The sequence below is a fragment of the Sulfitobacter sp. genome, assembly GCF_041552635.1.
In the GTDB taxonomy this organism is placed as follows: Bacteria; Pseudomonadota; Alphaproteobacteria; order Rhodobacterales; family Rhodobacteraceae; genus Sulfitobacter.
In genome coordinates this window covers 1-24,307 of sequence record NZ_JBFEKM010000002.1, presented here as the reverse complement: position 1 = coordinate 24,307, position 24,307 = coordinate 1, and the positions used below count along the sequence as shown (strand labels likewise).

Below are 24,307 nucleotides of genomic sequence, written 5' to 3'. Positions count from 1 at the left end.
CCCGATCACGAAACCCGGTGAGGTCATTCGCTCCAGGCGTGGACATGCACATCATGTCCCGAGTGCGCTTTCATGATCTTTACCGCAAGATCTTCGTGTTCCTTGTCACGTGTACGGACCCACATCAGAATGCCGCCCCGCCGGATCTGGTTATCATAGTAGTCCTTGTGGTGCCGTCCGGCCCGTCTGGCCAGCAGCGTCCCGATAACAGCAGCAGGGCTTCCGCCGATGGCGATGGCGGCAATCGACGCGGCCAAGGTGCTTGCGGGTGTCAACAATGCTGTCATGGCAATGGCCGACCCAACAAAAAAGAACCCGCCTGCGATGGCACCTTCAAGCTCTCCGATGGCCTCTTCGGACACGAAATTTGCCCGGGGGGCACGTGGATCATCCTCAAGTTCGGACGCGCGCCAATAGGCAGTTCCGAGCTTTTCTCTCAAGGCATCCTCGCCTCCCAAAAGGCTGATATCCGAATGGTGAAATCCTACGGAGCGCAAATCATAGAAGGCGGCCTGCTGGGCTTCGAACGTGTCAAACACCCCGACAGCCTCGGGAATGTTGATATATGTGGTTTTACTTTTATTCGTTTCGGTCTCAAGCTCGGCCATTCCGGTCTCCATGCCATGCGCAACAGGGTTTGTTGCGCTTGACTATGCGTTTTATGGTGCCCGCCGAATTGAGATGCATCAAAACGGGTAACGGCAAATTTGCCCAATCTTGCCGCGCCGGATGTGGCGGCAGGATAAAACCGCCGAAGCCGCCCGCCGCCTGCCAATACCTGTCCCAGAATAAATCTGGTCAGGAAGCACAGGTTCGGTCAACCAGCACACGATATAATTGCAAACGCCTGCCGCAACGCTAAAAGGGATTCATGTTGGAGCACGGTCACAATCACTATCTCATTCTGGCATCGCTTGCGGTTGCAATAATGTCAGCGTTTACGGGTCTGTCTTTGACGCAAGGCGCATCGGCGATGGGGGTGGCACAGCGGAAACTGGTCGTCTCAATGTCTGCCGTTGCCTTGGGAAGCGGCATCTGGTCGATGCATTTCGTGGCCATGCTTGGAATGACGTTGCCAGTCTCCTTTCACTATGATGCCTTGGTCACGATGATGTCGGCATTGGTGGCCATACTGCTTACCGGCATTGCACTGCTTCTGGTGCATTTCGGCAAACGGACCGGGCTGCGGATCACGCTGGCCGGGATGTGCGTGGGTGTTGGCATTCTGGCGATGCACTATATCGGCATGTCGGGCATTCAGGATGTGAAACCTGTCTATTCGGCTTTCGGTATTGGTGTGGCAATTGTCGCGTCTATCGTGCTGTGCGTGGTGTCTTTTTGGATCAGCTATGGCCACCGCGAAAGCCGCAACATCCTGTCAGGCACTTTGGTATTTGGTATCAGCATCGTGGCCGTTCATTTTATTGCGATGGCCGGAACGCATTTCGTCAAGATCGACGGTGCCCTATCAACCGGCCTGTGGATGAGCAACGAAGTGCTGGCGTTTGGCGTCACGCTGTCTTCGTTCGTCATCTCGGGTGCCTTTTTGCTCGTTGGCGTGACCTTCGCCGAAGGGATGCGAAAGTCGCAAAATAACGTCCAGTCGCACCAACCTGTCGCAGAAAAGACCCCGGCAGATGCCCCTGTAGCCCGCCAGTCAGCGGTCATCAGAATCCCGTATGAAAGCGATGGTCAGACCCATTTTGTCCAAAGCGACGATGTTGCCGCAGTTCAGGCCGAAGGGCGCTATACCTACCTTTATCATCCATCAGGTCGGTTGTTTTGTCCTTGGTCGATTTCCGCCATGGAAACCAAACTTGCCAACACGCAATTTGTAAAAGTTCACCGCAGCTATTTGGTTAACACCCACCACGTCACCAGCTTTGAGCGCAAGAAAGACAACGGGGTGTGCTTCTTTGAGTCTATGGCACATCTTGATCATGTCACCGTCAGCAGGTCCTACCTGAAACAGGTCCGCGAAAGCCTTGGCGTCTAACGAAGACGTGAGACGGAACAGGCAGGTTGCTGCGGGTGCATACGCACTTCGTGCGCATAATTCGCATTTCGTGCACGCGGCATCGCGCCTGAAACCTTCGCCATAGCGCCTTTTGTGCGCTGTCCTTTTCAATGCTGGCAAGTACCGGCGTCAGGGAGGACAACGTATGATACCAGCAGCATTTGAATACCACCGACCCTCGGATATCGCAGGCGCGTTATCTGTGTTGGCGGAGCATGGCGATGAGGCGCGCGTCCTTGCAGGGGGGCACAGCCTGATCCCCATGATGAAGTTGCGCATGGCAGATGTCCCGCATCTGATCGACTTGCAGGATATTGCCGATCTCAAAGGGATCACAATCGAAGGCGACACAATCACCCTTGGGGCAATGACCACACAGCACGAATTGATTACCGATGACGCGCTATTTGCTGCCTGCCCGATCATCCGCGAAGCAGCACTTCAGATCGCGGACCCGCAGGTGCGTTACATGGGGACTATCGGCGGCAACGTCGCAAACGGCGACCCCGGCAATGACATGCCCGGCTTGATGCAATGCCTTGATGCAAGCTTTACCTTGGTCGGCGCAGATGGGACGCGATCTGTGCCTGCGCGCGATTTTTACGAATCCGCCTACATGACAGAACGTGACGACGAAGAAATTCTGACCCAGATCACGTTTTCCGCCACCGGCGCGGGCTATGCCTATGAAAAGCAAAAGCGCAAGATCGGGGATTATGCCACCGCCGCCTGTGCTGCGCTGATCACCAAAGACGGTGACAAGGTTACGTCTGCTGCGATCGCGATGACCAACCTAAGCGATGTGCCCGTCCTATCCGAAGCCGCTGCCACCGCATTGGTTGGCACGTCTTGCGACGCCGCCGCCGTAAAGGCCGCTGTTGCCGCAGCTCTCGAAGATATTGACCCGACCGAAGACAATCGTGGCCCCGTGGCATTCAAGATGCATGTCGCCGGGATCATCATTTCACGCGCCATCACGCGCGCTTGGTCACGGGCATAAGGAACAAAATCATGACAAAACAAATCCTAACAATGACGGTAAACGGCGAGAAGAAAGAAGTCCTTGCCGAACCTCGCGAGCTGCTGATCTATGTCCTGCGCGAAAAGATGGGGATGACTGGCCCGCATGTCGGCTGCGAAACGTCCCATTGCGGTGCCTGCACCGTCGAGATTGACGGAAAGTCCGTGAAATCCTGCACGATGTTCGCGGCGCAAGCCCAAGGTGCCGAGATCACAACAATCGAAGGGCTTGGCAGCCCCGATAATCTTCATGTTTTGCAGGAAAATTTCAAAGAACATCACGGGCTGCAATGCGGCTATTGCACACCCGGCATGATCACCCGTGCGCACCGGCTACTGCAGGAAAACCCAAACCCCACCGAAGAGGAAGTCCGTTTTGGCATTGCAGGCAACATCTGCCGCTGCACCGGCTACCAGAATATCGTGAAATCCATTTTGTCGGCTGCTGCTGAACTGAATGCAGCCAAGGAGGCGGCGCAATGAAGGACGAAGTCACACGCGAGGAACGGGTTTCCAACCTCAAGGGGCTGGGATGTTCACGTAAACGCGTCGAAGACGCACGGTTCACGCAAGGCAAAGGTAACTACGTCGACGACATCAATTTGCCCGGCATGCTGACCGGCGATTTCGTCCGCTCGCCCTATGCCCATGCGCGGATCAAGTCGATCAATACGGACGCCGCGATGGCGCTGGACGGCGTTATTGCTGTTCTGACCGCCAAAGATCTTGAACCGCTTGGCCTGCATTGGATGCCGACGCTGGCGGGCGATAAACAGATGGTGCTGGCCGACGGCAAAGTGCTTTTTCAAGGCCAAGAGGTCGCCTTTGTCGTCGCCAAGAATCGCTATATCGCGTCAGACGCGGTTGAATTGGTCGAAGTTGATTACGAAGAGCTGCCAGTCATCGTTGATCCGTTCAAATCGATGCAGTCAGATGTTGTGTTGCGCGAAGATCTGGACCCCAAGGCACCCGGCGCGCATGGCCCGCGCAAACATCACAACCACATCTTTACATGGGAAGTTGGCGACGAAGACGGCACCAACGCTGTGATTGACGACGCCGATATCGTGGCCGAAGAATCCATGTATTATCATCGCACCCACCCCTGCCCGCTTGAGCCCTGTGGTTCCGTGGCAAGCATGGACAAGGTCAACGGCAAGCTCACACTTTGGGGCACATTCCAAGCGCCGCATGTCGTGCGCACCGTTGCGTCCCTGTTGTCGGGTATCGAAGAACATAACATCCGCGTGGTGTCCCCTGACATCGGTGGCGGCTTCGGCAACAAGGTCGGCGTTTATCCCGGTTATGTCTGTTCGATCGTCGCGTCGATCGTCACCGGCGTCCCTGTGAAATGGGTCGAGGACCGGATGGAAAACCTGATGTCCACTGCCTTTGCGCGCGACTACTGGATGAAGGGTAAAATTTCAGCCACCAAAGAAGGCAAGATCACCGGACTGCATTGCCATGTGACCGCCGATCACGGTGCCTTTGATGCCTGCGCCGACCCGACGAAATTCCCCGCGGGTTTCATGAACATCTGCACAGGGTCCTATGACATTCCAATCGCCTATCTGGGCGTCGACGGTGTCTATACCAACAAGGCACCGGGCGGCGTGTCCTACCGCTGTTCCTTCCGCGTGACCGAAGCTGTGTACTTTATCGAACGCATGATCGAAGTGCTGGCGATTGAAATGAACATGGATGCAGCAGAACTGCGCCGGATCAACTTTATCAAGAAAGAGCAGTTTCCCTATAATTCGGCCCTTGGCTGGGAATATGACAGCGGCGATTATCACACCGCGTGGGACAAAGCGCTGAAGGCCGTTGATTACGAAGGACTGCGCAAGGAACAAGCCGAACGCGTCGAAGCGTTCAAGGCGGGAGAAACCCGCAGCATCATGGGAATCGGCCTAAGCTTTTTCACCGAAATCGTCGGTGCTGGACCAGTCAAGAACTGTGACATCCTTGGGATGGGCATGTTCGACAGCTGCGAAATCCGCATCCACCCAACGGGGTCTGCGGTGGCACGCCTGGGCACGATCAGCCAAGGCCAAGGCCACGCGACGACCTTCGCGCAAATCCTCGCCTCTGAAATCGGCATCTCTGCCGACAGCATCACCATCGAGGAAGGCGATACAGATACTGCGCCTTACGGGCTTGGCACCTACGGATCGCGGTCTACCCCAGTTGCTGGTGCTGCTGCGGCAATGGTCGGGCGCAAGATCCGTGCCAAGGCGCAGATGATCGCTGCCTATCTGCTTGAGGTCCACGATGATGACGTCGAATTCGACGTGGACCGTTTTGTGGTCAAAGGCGCGCCCGAGCGTTTCAAGACCATGAAAGACATCGCCTATGCGGCCTATAATCAGGCCATTCCCGGACTTGAACCCGGGCTTGAGGCGGTTAGCTATTACGATCCGCCCAACATGACCTATCCCTTTGGGGCCTATGTCTGCGTGATGGACATTGACGTCGACACCGGCGTACCGACCATCAACCGCTTTTATGCGCTGGATGACTGCGGCACACGGATCAACCCGATGGTGATCGAAGGCCAGATCCATGGTGGACTGACCGAAGCGCTTGCCGTCGCATTGGGGCAGGAAATCGCGTACGACGACATGGGCAATTGCAAGACGGCCACGTTGATGGACTTCTTCCTACCGACTGCATGGGAAGTGCCGAACTACGAAACCGACTTTACCGTCACCCCGTCCCCGCATCATCCGATCGGTGCAAAGGGAGTCGGCGAAAGCCCCCATGTCGGCGGCGTGCCGTGTTTCTCGAACGCGGTGCAGGATGCGTTCCGTCCGTTTGGCAACCGTCACACCAATATGCCCCACGATCACTGGCGCATCTGGAAGACAGCCAACGATCTTGGCATGCACGATTAAAGAAAGGGCGGGGCAGCATTGCCTGCCCCGCATACCCCTATGACATCATGGACAAACCTTCAGACCGCGCTGGCCGACACCGGATACATCGCTTCCGATGATCTGGCGACGGCGTTGCACATTGCGATCACGCTTGGGCGCCCCCTTCTGTTGGAAGGCGCTGCGGGTGTGGGGAAAACCGAAATTGCGCGCGCATTGGCGACCGTGAAAGACACGCAGTTGATCCGGCTGCAATGCTATGAAGGTTTGGACGCATCGCAGGCCATTTATGAATGGAATTATCAACGGCAACTGCTGTCGATCCGCGCCGCCTCTGAGGCAGGCGAAACCGGGGCAGCCGTAGAAGCGCGAATATTTTCCCAAGACTACCTGCTTGAACGGCCGTTGTTAAAGGCCATCCGCCAAGATACCCCGCCCGTTCTGCTGATCGACGAAATCGACCGCGCAGACGAAGAATTCGAAGCCTATCTGCTTGAGGTGCTTTCAGAGTTTCAGATCACAATCCCTGAGTTGGGCACAATCAGTGCGACGACACGCCCCTTGGTGATCCTGACGGCCAACGGCACGCGTGACCTGTCGGATGCGCTGCGCAGGCGGTGTATTTATGCCCATGTCGATTATCCAGACCGCCAGACAGAACTGGCAATTCTTGCGTCCCGTTGTCCAACCACAGAAGCGCATCTTGCCCGGCAAATTGTCGGATTTGTCCAAAAGCTACGCGAGGAAGAATTGGAAAAAGTGCCGGGCATCGCCGAGATGCTTGATTTTGCAGCTGCCCTCGCCGGGTTGGGAATCAAGGATCTGACCGCAGATCCGACTGTCCTTTTGGCATGTCTCGCGACGTTGTTGAAAACGCAAACCGACCGTGCCGCCGTTCCCATAGAAGTTGCAGCGCGCATCGCCGGGAAAGCAGCATGAGCAAGGTAACCCGTTTTTCGGCAGCAGACCCCGGTCCCGCAGCGCGGGTTTCGGGTTTCATGGCGCATCTGCGCGATCATGGTTTCCGCCTTGGTGTGGCCGAAACCAAAACTGCATTGCGGGCACTGGCTTGCGTCAATCCCATTGTGCCATCCGACGCCCGTCTGGCGCTAAAATCCGTTTGCGCGGGGTCCGTTGAAGACATTGCGCAGTTTGATCTGCTGTTTGATGCCTTCTGGATGGCCGAAGGGCGCGTGCGCCAAAAGGTCATGCCCATAAACAACGCCAAGCCGATTGAAAACACCAAAAACTCGCGCGCGGATGACACGCAAGCCACCCAAGACAAAGGATCGCTTCATGCGCCGGAAGACGGGGAGGATGGCAGCGAAAGCTATGCAGAGGGGACAGGCAAGCTTGTCGCCTCTAAAGCCACCAATCTGATGAAGAAAGACCTGCGCGAACTGGTGTCAGCAGAAGATATCCGCGCAGCAGAACTGGTCGCGATACGATTGGGAAAGGCGCTGAAAGACCGCAGATCGCGCAGGCGCAAGGCTGCAAAAAGGGGCGCGTCGATCGACCTGCGCCGGACCATGCGCCAAAGCCTCGCGTCGGGGGGCGAACCGCTGCGCCTTGCCAAAAGAACGCGCCCCGACCGGCCTGTGAAAATTGTCGCCTTGTGCGACGTGTCCGGCTCAATGATGGATTATGCGCGCCCGTTTCTGGCATTCCTTGCGGGACTGATGCGCGCGGATAGCGCCAGTGACGCCTATTTGTTCCACACCCGGTTGGTGCGCATCACAAATGCGCTGCGCGACGATGATCCGTTTCGGGCCTTGAACCGGATTACGCTGTTGGCTGATGGCTTTGGTGGCGGCTCCAAAATCGGGGCGAACCTGCGCCAATTTTCTGACAGCTATGCGCGTAACTTTGTCGATGGGCGTAGCGTCGTCATTATCCTTTCCGATGGCTACGATAGCGAAAACCCCGAGGTTCTGGGAACCGCCTTGGCCAAGCTAAAGCGGCGTGGCTGCAAGGTCATTTGGCTCAACCCGCTTAAGGGGTGGAAGGGCTATGAACCGGTTGCCCAAGGTATGGCCGCGGCCTTGCCGCATCTTGATGCCTTTGCCGCCGCGACAACGCTAACCGATTTGGCAAATCTCGAACACATGTTGGCGCGGCTATGACTCTCTCGCAATCCGAACATTCCCGGCTTGAGGCAGAAATGCAGGCGCTGAAAGCCAAGGGGGTGCCCTTTGCCATGGCCACTGTGGTGCGCACCGTAAATGCGACCTCTGCCAAACCCGGGGGCAAGGCGCTGTTGGATCTGGACGGCAAAATTCTGATGGGCTGGATCGGTGGCGGCTGTGCCCGCGGTGCAGTTGGCAAGGCCGCGCGCGAGGCGATCAAAACCGGTGAACCACAGTTCATTTCACTGCGGCCCCAAGAGTTGCTGGAAACCGAAGGTCTGGTTGCCGGAGAAATCCGCGACGGTGTCCGTTTTTCGCGCAATGGCTGCCCGTCAAAAGGGACAATGGATGTGTTCGTCGAACCCGTTTTGCCCCTTCCTGAACTGGTGATATGCGGCACCGGTTTGGTCGCATTGGCCCTTGCCGATTTGGGTGCGCGTTTCGATTTCAAGGTCATGGTTCATGCCGCCGAAGCTGTGGAAAGCGATGCGGACGTTACACAGGGGTTTGATTTCGAAACCCACGATTTCGTCGTCGTCGCAACCCAAGGGCAAGGGGACAAAGATGCCTTGCGCGCAGCCGTCAGCAAAGATCGCCGCTATGTGAGCTTTGTCGGGAGCAGCAAAAAATTTGACACGCTCGCCGCCAAACTGGTTGCGGAAAACCCGGACATTGAACGGAGCCTCGCACAGGTAAAGGCCCCCGCTGGGTTGGATATCAACGCGATTACACCGGATGAAATCGCCATGTCTATTCTCGCCGAAATCACCCAGCTTCGGCGCGCGAACCTGACGGCCAAGGACACGCAAAATGTCTGACGCAACGACAATTGTGCACTCGCGATGGCGCAACCTGAACACCCGCGGCACAGGAGTAAGGCCAATGACCCACATCAAGGCAATAGCGTCCAGACTTCGCAACCGCTTCTTCCCCCCAATGACCAAAGCCCAAGCCGAGCTTTTGGCCACAATCAAATACCCTTGTTGTTGAGAATAGGATAACCAATGGAACTTAAAGACGAAATCATCATCAATGCACCGCAAGCCGTCGTCTATGCTGCGTTGAATGACCCAGAGATACTCAAAGAATGTATCCCCGGCTGCGAAGAGTTGATCAAACATTCCGATACGGAATTGGAAGCCATAGTTGTGCTTAAGATTGGGCCGGTCAAAGCAAAGTTCAGCGGAAACGTCACGTTAAGTCCAGACGCCCCGCCAGAGCGGTTTTCCTTGTCAGGTACGGGCAACGGAGGTGCTGCGGGCTTTGCCAAAGGCGGGGCCGAAGTGGAACTTGAGCAACACCCTGAAGGCACCTTGCTGCGCTATAATGCAACAGCCGAGATTGGTGGAAAGCTTGCCCAGTTGGGCAGCAGACTGATCCAAAGCACAGCTAAAAAACTGGCAGCGAAATTCTTCAAGAAATTCGCAGAGACCGTTGGAGAGCACGAGGTCACCTGACGGCGATATCGTTTTTGCCAGATATACTGCGATTATTTTTGACACCGACATGTCGCTCGTTAAGTTTGATCAGCGACATGTTTGCACACTCGTTCGCAGATAAAGTTCCGTTCAGCGCGGCGTCATCTGCGGGCCTTGAGCATGGCGATCAACGCAGCATCGCGTTCCTGTTCGAGGGTTTTGATATCCCGACCAGCAGCCTCTGCCGCGACCCCATCCACGAGGGCCGCGCGCACTTCAGCGGTCAAGCTGGGTGACCCCAGTGAAGCCCATCTGCGTTCCTGACTTGGGCCAAGATGCGCAAGATAACCCGCCATGCCGCCTTCGCCGCCGCCCAGATGATAGGCCATATGTGCACCAATCGCTGACCAGCGCAGGCCAGGGCCATTCACGAGGGCTGCGTCAATTGCGGCCACATCGGCAATGCCCTCGGCGACCATATGCACCGCCTCGCGCCATAGGGCCGAGGATAAACGATTGGCAATATGGCCAGTCGCGTCCTTGTTCATCCGAACTGGCACACGGCCCGCAGCGCGGTAAATCGCCTCTGCCCGGTCAAGCCGATCGGTGTCCTGACCGTAGGTTTCAACCAACGGTACGAGGTGCGGTGGATTAAACGGATGCGCCGTGATCATGCAGGCAGGGTTCGCCAATCCAGGGGCCAATTCAGACCAGCTGAGGGCAGACGTCGAAGAGGCAAGGATGGCATCGGCCCCCATCAGCGGTTCGACCTGACGGTAAAGATCATGCTTGAGGGTTAGATTCTCCGGTGCGTTTTCCTGCACCAGATCGGCCCCCGCGACGACAGTTTCCAGATTATTCGAGATTGTTACGCTACCCAAAGGACCAGCATCGGGCGCAATATCAAGCAGCTGCGCCAAAGGCCCCGCCATGCGATCTGGCAGTTTAACCAGGGCCTCCGGGCTAGGATCCCAAACGCGGACAACAGCGCCGTGATGTACGAAGAGCGCAGCCCAACATGCCCCAATCAGGCCAGCGCCAAGAATAGCAATTTGCGTGTGCTCCATCCTGCGCGTCATCACTTCCTCCATGTTCCGGTCTCCATATTTCGAAGGCGGACAGTCGCACCGGATGGGCAGCTTGGCAACGTATGACATTCCTTCTGCGGGTCATGCCCTACGCCATGCGCGTCATCCGGCCTTGGGGCAACGGCTTCACAGACGGGCAGGGCTGCCCCTCGCTTGCGGGGGATGGGCACTGCTTGGCTTGATCGGCGTCGGACCAGCAGTCCTGACCATCGAGGCCACATTCGACCCGCCCAACACCGCTTCTTTTGTATCAAAGCGGATCATGCGGCCATTTTCGAGGATCATGATTTTATTCATGGCCGAAATAGCACTCGGGCGATGCGCCATAACGATAACAGTTGAGCCCGCCGCGCGAAGTTTCAAAATTGCGGCATCAAGCGCGTCGTCTCCATCACCATCGAGATGGGCATTGGGTTCATCAAGAACAAGCAGTTTCGGGCCGAACAAGACGGCACGCGCCAGACCAATGCGCTGCACCTGCCCCCCCGACAAAGCTGTGCCCGACACGCCACCTACTTGACTGGAGTATCCGTTCGGCAATGCAGTAATGAGATCATGAACACCCGCAAGTTGGGCGGCAGATATTACATCCGCGTCCGACGCAGCAGGGTTGAACCGAGCAATATTCTGACTAATGGATCCCGGCAAAAGATCTATTCTTTGGGGCAGATACCCTATCGTGCGACCCAAAACCTCCTCTTGCCACTTGTCCAAAGATGCCCCGTCGAACTGAACCTCGCCTTGATCGGGTTGCCATGCCCCGACCAAGAGCCGCGCCAACATCGATTTTCCGGCGGCAGATTTGCCGATGACGCCCAATCCATCACCCGGTTCAAGTTCGAAAGTGATGGATTGCAACAGGGGTTTACGCATTTCTGTACCCAGTTGCGGTGAAAATTTGGACAAGGATTTAACCGTGACGCGACCCGTTGGTGCGGGAAGCGTTACCAACTGAGGTGCTTCAGCGTTTTGAGCGAAAAAATCACGCAATATTCTATTGGCCGCCACCGCCGCGCCGATGGCACGCCACTGACCGATCACCTGATCGATTGGCGCAAGGGCACGACTGGACAGCACGGAAGACGCGATAATCATGCCCGCTGAAATCTGGTTTTGAATAACCAGTACCGCGCCAAGCGTCAAAATCGCCGACTGAAGCAACAGCCGGAACGTCTTGCTGAAAGAAGAGATCACCTCCGAAGGGTTGCTGGCGTTTTGGTGCAATGCCAATCCGGTTTCCTGCAATTTTTGCCAATGGTCACCGAGGTCATTTTGCATGCGCATCGCAGTCAGCACTTCGGCACTTTGACGGCTTTGCTGGGAAAGCTCTTGTAGCTCATTGTTTTGAATGGCAGCCTGTTCTTGCCATTTTCGCGCCAAAACACGCCCCAAAATCGCGGCGATCCCCGCCACACAAGCGCCGGCTAAAACCATCATCCCAAGCCAGGCATGCACCAAGAACAGTGCGCCTAGAAATATCGGAACAAAGGGCAAATCGAACAGACTGACGGCCGTGGGGCCAGACAGAAACTGGCGCAAAGTGCTAAGTTGGCGAAGCGGCTCAGGTCCAGCTGACTGCGGGGTCAGACCCGACTGGACCCACGATCTGAAACTTGGCTTGCCAAGGGACAGGTCAAGGCGGATCGCAATGCGCGACAACAGTCTTTGGCGCAGAAAATCGAACAGGCCCAAGAAAAGGTAAAGAATAACGACGATGGTAAACAAGCCCGCCAAAGTGACCATCGAGCCACTGGAAAGAACCCGATCATAGACCTGAAGCATGTAGATCGAGCCCGTCAGCATAAGGACATTGACCACCCCGCTCAGGACAAAAACCATGGCAAAACCGGCCCGCTGATTTTTCAACGCGACAAGATATGTATTCAACGAATAAGGGTCGGCCATGCTGATGCAGCTCCGCTCAAGGGCACAACCAGTACGAACGGTCGTACTGAATCGCCATCATGGTACCGCCGAATTCTTTCTAACCTTAACTTCTCTTGGTACAATCTTGGGCTTTGTGCCTAAATTTTTGCATATCCTGTCTGCACTTTGCTGGGTCGTCACCTATGAACCGCAATTAAAAACCCGCGAACATTCAATTTCGATTTAAAAAACATACCCCTGCCCCGTTTTTGCCACTGTAAGACTGGCACGCACAGGTCAAACGACCCCAGCGAAATGCACCGCCGCTGTGAAAGGGGAAACCGATGGGTCCGACCATATCAGTGACAAACCGCGACGACCTTTATGCGGCCCTGTCCCAAGCCCGCGGCGGCGAGACGCTACTACTTGCCCCCGGGAAGTATGGCGCGTTGACGCTGAACGGAAAGACCGGGTTTCCAAACCACTTCGAACCGCCTTTGACCATCACCTCTGCCGCCCCTGAAGACCCCGCAATCTTTGACTGGATGGATATCCATGGCGGGCAAAATATTATGGTGGACAGGGTAACATTCGACTATAAATTTGAGGCCGGTCAACCGGATCATATTCGCCCGTTTGAAATCAATGACAGCCGCAACATCCAAATCACAAACTCTATTTTTTCGGGCGATCACGTGCTGGAAGGCATCGCATCAGATGATGGCTTTGGCCACGGTTACGGTCTTTCGGTGCGTGACAGCCAGCAAATTACCATTGAAGCGAATGATTTCCATCATTGGGGGCGCGGCGCGATTTTTAGCCAGTCACAGGGGGTCACTGTTCGTGCCAATGACATCTACCATGTCCGCAGTGACGGGCTGAATTTTGCCGAAGTGACCGATGTTTTGATCGAAGAAAATCATTTGCATGATTTCAAGGCCGCGTACGGATCGCAGGACCACCGGGACATGATCCAGTTCTGGACCAGCGGTACTAACAGTCCCAGTGCTGAAATTACGATCCGACACAATCGGCTGGATATGGGCGAGGGATCTTTTACCCAGTCAATCTTTATGCGCAACGAGGCTGTGGATTCCCAAGGTGCAACTCGTGAAATGTACTACCTAAATGTTACCATAGAAGAAAACAGCATTTATAATGGGCACTTGCATGGCATCACTGTTGGGGAAACAGATGGTCTGGCCATCAAGCATAACAGTTTGATCGCAGTCACAGACCCATATAACGAGGGGCAGGATAAAACCGCACTGTGGGTGCCCGCGATCGCTGTCGCGTCCGCTTCGGAAAACGTTGTGATTGACGGCAATGTAACAAACCAGATCAACGGGTATGAAGGACAGGCAAGTTGGCAATTGCAAGATAACGCACTGATACAGAATACGGACCCGTCGTTGGATGGATTTTATCAGGACGTGTTTGTCAGTTCATCCATGAACAACGGCCCGGATGGGCATCAGTTTACGGCCCTTACCGGTCAACTGATGAATGCGGGCACGACAAAGATGCATCGGGAATTATCCCTGGAAAAGACCGGTCCGCTCTTTCAAATGGAGCAGGAAGGGAACACAAATATACGCAGCTTCGATGCGACCCTGACCGCACAGTTACAGCGCAGCGCGGGGGCCGATGATGCGATTTACACATGGCAGTTTTCCGATGGCACGACGGCACAAGGTCTGAGGGTCGACCACGCTTTTTCCCATGCTGGACTGCATGATGTCACCTTAGGCGTCACGCTTCCCAATGGTCTGACCTATGTTGCGCAAAGCACAGTTGATATACGCGGGGGCATGCTGCTGTCGTTTGACAACGACCATGACGCCGAGTTTTTTGCGCATGGTTTCGGGCAGTCCCACCGTTTGAATTTGATGGATTCTCGTCAGGATGACGGCTTGATACTGACAGGGCAAAACCCGGTCGCGACCGTTGACCGCGCAGCACTAGAGGGGTTACGCGGCAGTGATGCGATGGCGTTGAATTTCAGCGTCCAAGGCACAGGCGCGGGCGATCTGTTTCGCGCGCATATGGCGTTTCAGGCCGACGTGACCATTGGCGGGGCCATACGGTTTCAGCTTTATGATCAGGCGGGGAATAGCGCGACTGTCACCTCGCGTGGGGTATGGGTCAATGACGGCCTGCCCCACGACGTATCAATTCGGCTTTCTGACGGCATGCTGGACCTGAATATCGACGGTGTTCAGACTGCGATTTCAAGATTTCCGGGCACATTGCCTGTGTCCGAAGGGTGGGATATGACCTTTGGCAATCCATGGGGGCAGAAGGACAATTTTGACGGCACAATCTTGGCGTTTGACATGGCCGCCGGGCCGGAATTGCCGCCGCTTGACCTGCTTGAGGTTGATCTTCTTTCGGTTCAGACAGGCGATTTGGATGCTGCATTCGCAACGATCGACACGCTTGACTGGGGCAAAGACATTGCGTTCAGCTATGGGGATGATGGCGTTTCGGATCAACTTTCCGATGCTGACGCGATTGCATTGAACGCTGATGCCCTTGGATTATGACGGTCGGATCATCACCGCTAAAGCGTGAAAACACGAGGGGGCGCGGTTTGACGCGTTCCCATGGATTCGCAGTGCGTTGGGCTTCAGCCTCTTGATCGGCATCTACGGTGACAAACCACATGCCAGCACCGAAAAAGAAAAAGACCAAAGCATAAACGGCACCCCAGATATGCACCGTCGTCAGCGTAAAAGTCAGCCCCAAAAAGCAGAACATCCACGCCCGGCGCAGGTGCCACAAACCTGCATCCCCATCAAACGACCGCCGCCCGATCCGCCAAAGCGCCAGTACATAGCCAGCAGCCAAGAATGCAAACCCTGCAATGCCATAGCGCATGGTGATCAGCAGCCAGAAATTATCTACGCTTGGCGTATGCATCCAGACCGGGCGCACCCAATCGCGAAGCCCAAGCCCGAAGATCGGGTTGGCCCAGACATTCACCATACCCCATTCAAAAATCGTCGACCGCCAATAGGCACTATGCGCGGAAAACGTCGCATAGCTCATGAACACTTGCAGCGGCGCACGGTTCGAGATCAGATCGACGATGCCGTAGCTGACAGCAAACAGCCCCAAAAGGATCAACCACCGATTTGAGTTTGCCCGAAAGAGCGCCGCCCAGCTGATCATACCCAGTTGCAGTGCGATCGCCAGAATTGCGCCGCTCGATAGGGCCAGTAACCCGCTGAGGCAGATCAACGCGGTGATGATAATTCTCGGGCGCAGACCGTAATTGTCTTTTAGCCCGACAAAGCAAAGGGCGGTGGCCAGCGAACAAAAAAGGCCCCAATGTATCGGGTGTTCAAATGACATCTGCACGCGCTCCAGCCCCAGTCGCCGTTCAATCGCCAGATCAACCGGCGTAGAGATTCCGGGCAACCGATCAAACAACCCAAGGAGCACTGACTTGCCTGTCCATGCCTCAACCACGGCGAGGGGGAAACATATGATCACGATGGCGGTAAGCGACTGGATCAAGGCGACAAAACTGACCTTGTCGCGGATATAGGCACGGCCCAGAATATAGCCACCAAGAAATTCCACCCCGGTGGAGCCTGCATTCTGGACCACCTGCGCCGGATTATTGACGGCCAGAGCAACGACAATCCAGCAAAAATGCAGTAGAAAGAAAACATCTGTCGCCAGCAGCCTGCCATATTTTCCACGGATCAGGTTAACGCCAAGCGGCACGATCATTGCGATCAGCAACAGGCGCGTTGCTGTCAGATAAAGCGGTCCAAGGTGGAACCCTACCGGCAAAATGACGGCCGCAAGATAAATCAGCACAGGCCATGGCAATAGGAACGTTGGCTTGGCCGGCAACTGCCCCTGCCTGCTTATCGTGGTAAATACGTTTGGTTCGGCAAGGCTCAAGATATCCGGCCCTTGGAGTATCGAAACAGCTCAGGTTTCGCAGGTTACTATTGCCGCTTCACTTGACGGCCACAGCCTTAATATTTCGTGAAAATTAACCATGCTCACGGTGAAACAGCCCTGAACGCAACGTGCGCAGGCCGGTGCTATACGCTGACCCTCAAGAGATTTGGAACGAAAAGGGTTGGGCCATGCAAATGATGATCGGTGTAGGGATTGAACTGGGGCAGATTGCGAAAGGAGTGCAAAATACGCCACCTGTCGTGCCCACGTCGCCGGTTTCATATGTTGCAAGTGACGGCTGGCAGGCAACTCACCCAGACCCAAGCGCGTTTGATCCCACGACTTCCGACCCGGTTATCGTCAACCGCCAAGGCTTTGACGCAAACGGCACCCCTACCCTCGTGACGGACACGCTGGCGCTGACGACGCGCATCCGCCTGCCCTACCCTGACCAGGAGACCCTGACCGCCAATCAGATCGCATTGTCAGACTTTGTCTATACGGGCGACACGATCGAGGCGACGACGAACGCCAGCACGGTGCCGTACCCCAAGCCCATCGCCATGTGGCTGAACCATGACCGCGAACGCGCAACAACCGCCACCCACACCCTGCGTCTGGCGGTTGCCCATGCCCATGCGCGCAGTGGTCGGCCTGTTGCTGCGGTCAAATTTATCCTGAGCGATGGCACCACAGAGGTGACCCAGACCGTGTCAGCCATGAGCAGCATCAGCTATGCAGCCTCTGGTCTGACGGTACCGCATTTCTCCGCCGATATGGACCTTTCGACGCTGCAACAGGGGTCGCTGCTGACAGTTGACGCTGTGATCTATCCTTGGGTTGGCGAAGCCTTTACCATCTCGGTCGATGCGGACAGTTATCCGTCGCCCAACCTGACGACGCTGCGTCTGCTGAATGACCGCACCGGCGACTACGGCACGGGCTATGCCTATGTCGATGGCACAACAGGCGTTGATGCGACTGGCGCAGTTTCAGCTGATGCGCCAACCGCTGCGGCGACGCCTTTTGCGACAATCGCATCCGCCGTCACCGCGATCAGAGCATTCAATGCCGCCACCTTTGGCCGCGGCAATGACGCAGGTGGCGGCATCGTCCGGCTGGCCGAAGGGGTGTATGGCCACAGTGCGTTTAAGACACAAGGCAGCGCCGTCGATATCCCCTTGGTAATCGAAGCCGCAGACCCGTTGCAACGGTCCACAACCGTGCTGACCGATGCCGGCAGCAGCAAGTTCAACGGCATTCCGCCATGGCTTGAACTGCGCAACATCACCCTGCGCAAAACCGGTTCCAGCGTTGTTTTTTTGGACAACGGGGCCAATTCGGCGGACGGCCTATTGGTCACTAAAGGCTGCGTTTGGGACGCAAATGCCACGAATTACTATGGCGCTTGGGTGTACCGCGTGGGCCGGATGGTCCAGATCGACTGCGGGATAGGGGCTGGGGGCGATCCACGACAGGGCAACTTTTTTTCGACCGAAGCCATCATGGTTACCGCCATCGGCTGCGAACGCTGCGCAGGAACAATCACCTATCAAGCGGCGGGCTGTTCGGACCTGCCAGAATTCAACCTGCGTGATCCTTTGGGCAGTCGCCCCGCGATGGAGGGGGTTTTTCTGGGGTGGAACGTCTTTTCAAACGGGGCCACCACGAACCCGATCGTCAGCGTCAGCGCGCCGATTGGCCCGCGCGGCATCGCCTTTGTCGGCAATATCATCGAAAGCTGGGGCAACACAACGAACGCCGCAATCAGGCTGAATGCGGACAGCGATACCAACCCCGCGCAGAATGTCGTGGTGCAACACAATACAGTCACCGGAGAGCGCGCGAACATGCTGTATCTGGATGGCATGTTGAATGTCACCAAAACCGCGCACGCGCGCTTTAACCTTTTTCACCGCTTCAATGTCAAAAGCGATGTCTTTGCCAGCCAGCCCGCGAATTCCGGCAACTGGCCTATCCGTTTCAAAGTGGGGTGGTCACACAACGCCACTTTGGCAGGGGCGAATAACAGCAGTGATTTTAATGCACTGTCTTGGCTGGGGGAAATCCCCGCAGACGGGGAAATCACCGGCTTTGATCCACTTTGGCAAGATGATCGGTCCCACAGTGGCACTGATACTGGCGGCGGTAGTTACACCCCGATGCCGGGGTCGCCCTTGCCCAAGGTCCCTTTGGGCCAAGCCGCCTATGCAACAGACCTGTTGGGCAACCCGATTATCGCGGGCCAATCCTTTATCGGGGCGGTCACCACTGTCGGCTGATCCGGTGCCGCCTTCCCCACCCCGCCCGCGCCAGATCAAGCGCGGGCCGTTCGATCCAGTGCCAAGACGCAACAGCGCAGATCAGCGTCATCGGCAGGGCCAACGCAATATTGAGCGCAGGCCCCATCGGCCCCCACAGCCAAATCGCCAGACCCTGAAGCGGGAAAGCGTAAATGTAGATGCCGTAAGAATAATCCCCAAGCCGATTGAAACGCCGCACCGCGCCGCGCGGGGCATGCCCCAGCCAGAATGCGCCATAGCTAAGCGCCAAGACCAGCATTGGATAGGCAAGCGCTGTCTCATGCGCCACGATTGCCCCGACAATCAGGCCAGCGCAGATCGGCCCAGACAAGACAACCCTGTCACGCCATATCCAAAAGGCAACGCCTATCACAAACGGAAGCGATAGTTTGCGCAGATGGGCGACACTCGGGTGCAGATCGAATCCTGCCAGCGACGGCGCAGACCAGACCAGCGCATAAATCACAAGGGCACCCAGCATCGCACGGCGACGTGCCAAAAGGCCCGTGACGCCAAAGGCAAAGACCATGCCGTAGCAAAGAACTTCGTAGATCAACGTCCAAATGGAGCCTTCGACCCTTGGATAGGGCAATGCGCCGAACACACCGGGCAGACTGTATTGCAAGTTGATCAAGCTAAGATTGCGCAACGTGAACATCGCCGTATCCGGATGACGCAAATAGGCCCCAAGGCTTAGATCGCTCACGACCGGCCCCATCACGAATGCGACGAAAACCAGCGAAACCGCGAGGCCCGGAAACAGCCTTGCTGCGCGCGCCACAATGAATCGGGTGCCGGATTTTGACCGCTGAAAACTGCCCGCGATAAAAAAACCTGACAAGGTGAAAAACACATAGACGGCAAGACTGCCCAAGGAATGACCGATGGCATCGTGGAAAGGCTCGGTGGTCCCGGGCCCCCCCGTAATTGGCCAGGCATGCGACACCAACACCGCAACGGCCGCCAAAAACCGGATAAGGTTGAAATTATTATCCTGACCCTGTGCGACATCACCCAGACGGATATGTGTCTTTAGCATTTTAGGTATGCTCATCCTTCCTCCAGATGCCCTACGGCAGTCCTTTTGCGCAGATAGATTTGCAAATCCGGCATCGCAAAACCCACCGCAACCAACAGTGCGAGCAACCCAAGGCCGACTTGCCAGTCCACCCCCTGCCCTGCCATCCAACAGGCGACCGCCATCAGAACCCCCGCCGCGCAAAACGGTGCCAGCAAGGGGCGCAGCGCCAGACCTTGACGGGTCAGCGTAAGCATTAACCCGGTGGCAAACCCCGCCGCTTCGCCCAGCATCCCGATCCAGATCACCGTCATCACATCACCGCCGCGCGCGACCACCAGCCATGCAACCGGCAGCAAGGACACCCGCACGATATTTGCCAGCATCTCGTTCTTGGTCTGTGCCGCAGCAAGGGCGACGACGGCGCACCCCCCTTCAAACACCCGAAACGCCTGAAGCACGGCAAGCCATGTCAGCAAGGGGATCGCAGCGGCATATTTATCGCCCAACACCGATTGCAAGAACGGTCCGCCCATCAGCGCCACGCCGACAACCATCACACAGCCCAATAAAATATGGACTTGCAAGGTCGCCATGGCGAGCGGCGCATAGCCTGCCCTGCCCCTTGCGGCAGAAAGTTGGGGGAGAAAAAAGCTCATCGTGGTGCGCGAAATCACCAAAGCGGGCGTCAGGGTCAGTGACAGCGCCATGGAAAACAGCGCCAACACCTCAAGGCCCAAAGCCCGCCCGATGATGGCACGTTCACCGTTGAACACCAGAAACATCAGCGCGCCACTGATCATGATCGGCCAGCCAAACTGCAGGCTGCGCAAGATCAACGGCCCGTCAAAGCGCAGCAGATACCGCCGCTGTGCAAACAGATGCGAAACCAGAACGCCCAGCCCCATCTGTACCAGAATAGAAAACAGTAAAACCCGATAGTCGCCGAACAGATGGTACAGCGGCACCACCGATATCAACGACCCGACAGGCGGCAGCAGTGCGACCATGACGCTGGGCAGATAATGCATCCGGCGGCTGAGGCGGTGCAGGTCGAAATGCACGAAACCGGACACAAATGGCACCAGTGCGATCAGCTGGAATGCCCACAGCGCTTGGGGAATATCAAAAAACCACGCCATCGGCCCCGCCAGCGCAAACAACAGCAGCGCATTAATCGCACCGCGCACCACCGAAAACCCCTGAAGCGCGCCCTGAAAAGTCGGTTCATTGCCGTCTTTGGCCTGCATCATCTGCTGTTGAAAGCCGAGCGCTGACATCATTTCAATCATCGCCAAGGCCAGCAAAAACGTCGAGGCAATGCCGAAATCCTCAAGACTGATCAGCCGCGATACCAGTAAAGTGCGCAGCATCATCAGCGCAGCACTTGCCAGATTGCCCGACAGGATCAATCCGATAGATCGGATCATCGCACCACCCTACCCCTGCTTGACCGAGCGGATGTAGAACTGGATTGTCAGGAAGTCGCGAAACAGACCCAAAGTCAGCCTGTTGAAAAGCGTTTTCTTGGGCCCTTCAAAGAAGTTATGGAACGCATTTACCCTTAACTTTCTGCGAGACATCAATGCCTTGGCTGTATCCCCCACGAACCAGCGCAAATGGGTCCGGTCAAGAATGCCCCGCTCCACCAGATCAAAACGCCCCTGAAACAACAGCGGCCCCAGCAGACGGTAATTGCGCACATTGGGGATGCTGGCGACGATCACGCCACCGGGCACTAACATATCTGACAGTCGGTCCACCACAGTCCACGGATCGCTTAGGTGCTCAAGCACATCAAGGCACAAGATGACATCAAAGGGTCCGCAATCATGCGCGACCTGTTCCAGCAGCGCAGGGTCCTCCAGATCGCCGCCAAAGGCGTGGTCGATCTGGGGCAGGCATGCGGTACCAACCAAATCCACAACCGTTGCCTGCGCCGCTTTGCCAGTGCTTTTCAGATAGGCCGCGCTTGCCCCGATACCACCACCGACATCGAGAACGTTATTTTGCCCCTCGGGCACAAGTTTCAGCACCTCTTTGCGGATCAGCGCGTGATAGTCCTCGCGCACCGGTTGGGTCGCGGTTTCAGGGATTTCCAGTGCAGGGGTATCATTGCGCATCCGACAGGTTCCAACGTTGTAAAAGGTAATCCGGGTCCATCCCCGCCAGCAACTGCGCCATCCGCATTGCCCGATAAAGCCGGATCCGGCCCAGCACGCCAAAAGCAAGCGCGCGATTACGCAGACCTTTGATCCGCTCCGAACTTGCGATCCGGGGCACTTCGGCCAAGGGAGACAAGATCAATGCCGCTGCCTTTAGCCCCCATTTTAGGTTTCCCCATGTACCGCCGCATTGGCCCCGATCATGGGCCAATTGCCGATCCCATTTGGCCCGAAGTGCTGCAAAAGACGCTCGTGCAGGGTGAAACACAATTAAATCAGGCACATAGCTGATAACATAGCCCATACCGGTTGCCCGCTGGCCCCATTCGCGATCTTCGGCGACCTCAAGCCCTCGAAAAACGCCAACCTTTTCAAAGACCGAACTGCGCATCACCAGATTTCCGGTTCCGGTAAACCCCTCACGGGCGATGTAGCGGTCCATGCGGTAGGCGAAAACGCTCTCGTATGCCTCAAGCGCAGTCAGCCGGTTTGGGTCATCATATGCAATCCGGACGTTACCGCCGATAATCTGGACAGTTTTATCCCGCATCTGCCGCTCTGCGACCCAAAGCCAATCGGGATCGGCAATGCAATCGGCGTCTATAAACGCCAGCACATCGCCCCGCGCCTGTGCAATACCAAGGTTGCGCGCCAGACCCGGACCGGCAAGGGGTTGGTGCAACAAAATAACTGGCTCAAACTCGGCGCAGACGGTTTCTGGCAGCCTGACAGACCCGTTGTCAACGACAATCACCTCGTCCGGGGGCCTGCGCCCGGCCCGCAGCGACGCCAGACAGCGCCGCAACTGGTCAGGTTGGTTCAGATGTGGGATCACCACGGAAATGCGCATCGGCGCTAAGGGCTGAATGTTCATAAAGCCTTAAAATGCCAATTAGGTAAATTTTTCGCTAATTTACCCGGACCAACATGTGCGCCCCTGCGCAATTATTCACGAAACCCCCGACGCAGATGCGTGGTAATTGGCTCGGTCAGATAGCTGAGGACCGTGCGGTCCCGTGTCTCAAGGAAAGCCTCCAGCGGCATACCCGGCAAGAGATGCGCTGTTTCAGGAAGACGGGCCAACTCGTCTTGCGGCAGCTCAAGCGAGACGCGGTAAAATGACTGGCCCGACCGCATATCCTCGATCACTTCGGGGGAAATCGCGCGTACCCGACCGACAAGCTGCGGTGTGGTCTGCTGGTCGAACGCGCTGAACACCACTTGCGCACGCTGGTTTTGGCGCACCCGGTCGATTGACTGCGGTGCGACGCGTACTTCGAATTCATAGCCAGAATTTTGCGGCACGATATTCAGCAACGTGCCGCCCGGTGCAATGACCCCGCCAAGGGTCGTCACCTGCAGCTCGTGGATAACCCCGTCAGCTGGCGCGCGAATATCGGTACGGTCAAGCTGCGCTTGCCGCGTCACAATGGACAGGGCCAACTCCTCGATTTCCGTTGCGACATCGCGCAAGTCGGTCACCACTTGCTCCTGAAAACGCCGCTCGTCCTGAAGCGCTTCGCGCGTGATTTCGCGGATCCGGTTCGCAAGTGCTGCCAAGTCAGCTCGCCGCCCGGCAAGATCGCCGCTTAGCGCTGCATGGGCGCGTTGCGTGTCGGACAATTGTTGCCTCCGGACCAGCCCCTTGTTCTCCAACTTCTGAAGGCTTCGAAGATCAAGCGCGAGATAAGACAATTGTTGCTCTATTGCGGTAATTTGAGCCGCAACGCCACGCTGTTGCGCCTTGATGTCTTCCACACTACCAACAGCCTGCGCACGCCCCCCCAGCCGCATTTCCGCACGGGCTGCAAAGATAGCACGCTGCCCTGCTTCGGCCTTGGTCATATCAAGTTCCAATGCGCGAACAGTCGGGGATATATCTGAATAATCAAATACCAGCGCCGTGGCCCCTGCCCTTTCAGCCTCAAGACGGGCGCGCAAGCCAAGCGCAGCCGCAAGGCGCGTCCGCGCCATATCAAGGTTAATCTGCAAAAGCGTCGGATCCAACCGGGCCAAAATTTGCCCCGCCTGCACAGCATCGCCGTTTGCCACCGCAAGATGGGCAAGAATACCGCCGTCCAAACTTTGGACCGTTTTCGGCTTCCCGCGCACGTCAATCTGGCCTTGGGCAGCAACGGCACCACTGATCTTTGTTGTCGCAGCCCACCCGCCAAGCGCAACGAACAGGATCAAAACACCCAGACCACCGGCCAGAAATAACCGCCCAAGACCGGTCCGGACGCGCAGGATAACATTGGCAGGCATACTCGTTTCCTTTACTCAACCAAGGCCCATAAACAGATTGGGCCCATCCCCTGAAACAACGCCAGAGGGATGTGGCAGCTTAAAGGCGACAAGGAGTCAAATACTTGCAGCGCGCCTAGAGTGCCGCGGCCGGTAAATAGGATTTTCGTAGGTAATTGACGGTGCCCCATCTGTCGAGAATACAATCGAGACCCATGAAAAATATATTACTATCAATTATTTAGACG

19 protein-coding genes are annotated in these 24,307 nt (G+C 56.4%); 10 read left to right on the top strand and 9 right to left on the bottom strand.

The genetic code is table 11. From position 1 onward, the window contains the following. Positions 1-23 precede the first annotated feature (23 nt). Positions 24-608: a hypothetical protein gene (locus tag ABYT07_RS00420; protein ID WP_372988608.1), complete on the bottom strand. Its 585-nt coding sequence runs from the start codon at positions 606-608 to the stop codon at positions 24-26. Between the two features lie 263 nt (positions 609-871). Here ABYT07_RS00420 and ABYT07_RS00415 point away from each other — a divergent pair, with 263 nt between their 5' ends. The 8 genes from ABYT07_RS00415 to ABYT07_RS00380 all read left to right on the top strand — a co-directional run bounded on the left by ABYT07_RS00415 (position 872) and on the right by ABYT07_RS00380 (position 9,493). Then, positions 872-1,996, top strand: a complete 1,125-nt coding sequence (locus tag ABYT07_RS00415; protein ID WP_372988607.1) for an MHYT domain-containing protein — start codon at positions 872-874, stop codon at positions 1,994-1,996. Between the two features lie 166 nt (positions 1,997-2,162). Next, positions 2,163-3,017: a xanthine dehydrogenase family protein subunit M gene (locus tag ABYT07_RS00410; protein WP_372988606.1), complete on the top strand. Its 855-nt coding sequence runs from the start codon at positions 2,163-2,165 to the stop codon at positions 3,015-3,017. A gap of 11 nt (positions 3,018-3,028) precedes the next feature. Next, on the top strand, positions 3,029-3,520 hold the full coding sequence (locus tag ABYT07_RS00405; protein WP_372988605.1) for a (2Fe-2S)-binding protein: 492 nt from the start codon (positions 3,029-3,031) through the stop codon (positions 3,518-3,520). Beyond that, positions 3,517-5,931, top strand: a complete 2,415-nt coding sequence (locus ABYT07_RS00400; RefSeq protein WP_372988604.1) for an aerobic carbon-monoxide dehydrogenase large subunit — start codon at positions 3,517-3,519, stop codon at positions 5,929-5,931. The genes ABYT07_RS00405 and ABYT07_RS00400 overlap by 4 nt, the downstream gene beginning before the upstream one ends. A gap of 39 nt (positions 5,932-5,970) precedes the next feature. After that, the gene (locus ABYT07_RS00395) at positions 5,971-6,849 is read left to right on the top strand and encodes an AAA family ATPase (protein ID WP_372988603.1); all 879 of its coding nucleotides are present in this window, start codon (positions 5,971-5,973) and stop codon (positions 6,847-6,849) included. After that, positions 6,846-8,033 (top strand): VWA domain-containing protein, encoded by a 1,188-nt coding sequence (locus ABYT07_RS00390; RefSeq protein WP_372988602.1) that lies wholly within the window; start codon positions 6,846-6,848, stop codon positions 8,031-8,033. Before ABYT07_RS00395 ends, ABYT07_RS00390 begins: the two co-directional genes overlap by 4 nt. Beyond that, entirely contained in the window at positions 8,030-8,854 is an 825-nt protein-coding gene (locus ABYT07_RS00385; protein WP_372988601.1) for an XdhC family protein, read from the top strand. The genes ABYT07_RS00390 and ABYT07_RS00385 overlap by 4 nt, the downstream gene beginning before the upstream one ends. Positions 8,855-9,040: 186 nt before the next feature. Continuing rightward, positions 9,041-9,493 (top strand): carbon monoxide dehydrogenase subunit G, encoded by a 453-nt coding sequence (locus ABYT07_RS00380; RefSeq protein WP_372988600.1) that lies wholly within the window; start codon positions 9,041-9,043, stop codon positions 9,491-9,493. 122 nt (positions 9,494-9,615) lie between these two features. Here the strand turns inward: ABYT07_RS00380 and ABYT07_RS00375 are convergent, their stop codons facing one another. Together ABYT07_RS00375 and ABYT07_RS00370 are read right to left on the bottom strand one after the other, a co-directional pair. Further along, positions 9,616-10,533 carry a 3-hydroxyacyl-CoA dehydrogenase NAD-binding domain-containing protein gene (locus tag ABYT07_RS00375; protein WP_372988599.1) on the bottom strand — a complete coding sequence of 306 codons (918 nt, stop codon included), beginning with the start codon at positions 10,531-10,533 and terminating at the stop codon, positions 9,616-9,618. A gap of 135 nt (positions 10,534-10,668) precedes the next feature. Continuing rightward, positions 10,669-12,447 (bottom strand): type I secretion system permease/ATPase, encoded by a 1,779-nt coding sequence (locus ABYT07_RS00370; RefSeq protein ID WP_372988598.1) that lies wholly within the window; start codon positions 12,445-12,447, stop codon positions 10,669-10,671. Positions 12,448-12,752: 305 nt separating this feature from the next. Here ABYT07_RS00370 and ABYT07_RS00365 point away from each other — a divergent pair, with 305 nt between their 5' ends. After that, entirely contained in the window at positions 12,753-14,954 is a 2,202-nt protein-coding gene (locus tag ABYT07_RS00365; protein WP_372988597.1) for a right-handed parallel beta-helix repeat-containing protein, read from the top strand. On the opposite strand, the gene ABYT07_RS00360 is transcribed toward ABYT07_RS00365, so the two are convergent. After that, entirely contained in the window at positions 14,872-16,326 is a 1,455-nt protein-coding gene (locus ABYT07_RS00360; RefSeq protein WP_372988596.1) for an O-antigen ligase family protein, read from the bottom strand. The two genes, ABYT07_RS00365 and ABYT07_RS00360, sit on opposite strands and share 83 nt — an antisense overlap. 191 nt (positions 16,327-16,517) lie before the next feature. On the opposite strand from ABYT07_RS00360, the gene ABYT07_RS00355 reads away from it, so the two are divergent. Continuing rightward, a complete protein-coding gene (locus tag ABYT07_RS00355) occupies positions 16,518-18,611 on the top strand; it encodes a hypothetical protein (protein WP_372988595.1) in 2,094 nt (697 codons plus the stop codon). Here the strand turns inward: ABYT07_RS00355 and ABYT07_RS00350 are convergent. The 5 genes from ABYT07_RS00350 to ABYT07_RS00330 form a co-directional block, all read right to left on the bottom strand. After that, complete coding sequence (locus ABYT07_RS00350; protein WP_372988594.1) at positions 18,595-19,686, bottom strand: acyltransferase family protein; 1,092 nt, start codon at positions 19,684-19,686, stop codon at positions 18,595-18,597. The genes ABYT07_RS00355 and ABYT07_RS00350 overlap by 17 nt on opposite strands. Continuing rightward, complete coding sequence (locus ABYT07_RS00345; RefSeq protein WP_372988593.1) at positions 19,683-21,080, bottom strand: oligosaccharide flippase family protein; 1,398 nt, start codon at positions 21,078-21,080, stop codon at positions 19,683-19,685. The genes ABYT07_RS00350 and ABYT07_RS00345 overlap by 4 nt, the downstream gene beginning before the upstream one ends. 9 nt (positions 21,081-21,089) lie before the next feature. Next, a complete protein-coding gene (locus ABYT07_RS00340; RefSeq protein ID WP_372988592.1) occupies positions 21,090-21,773 on the bottom strand; it encodes a class I SAM-dependent methyltransferase in 684 nt (227 codons plus the stop codon). Continuing rightward, entirely contained in the window at positions 21,763-22,689 is a 927-nt protein-coding gene (locus tag ABYT07_RS00335; RefSeq protein WP_372988591.1) for a glycosyltransferase family 2 protein, read from the bottom strand. Before ABYT07_RS00335 ends, ABYT07_RS00340 begins: the two co-directional genes overlap by 11 nt. A 71-nt stretch (positions 22,690-22,760) precedes the next feature. Further along, positions 22,761-24,080 carry an HlyD family type I secretion periplasmic adaptor subunit gene (locus ABYT07_RS00330; protein WP_372988590.1) on the bottom strand — a complete coding sequence of 440 codons (1,320 nt, stop codon included), beginning with the start codon at positions 24,078-24,080 and terminating at the stop codon, positions 22,761-22,763. Positions 24,081-24,307: the final 227 nt, after the last annotated feature.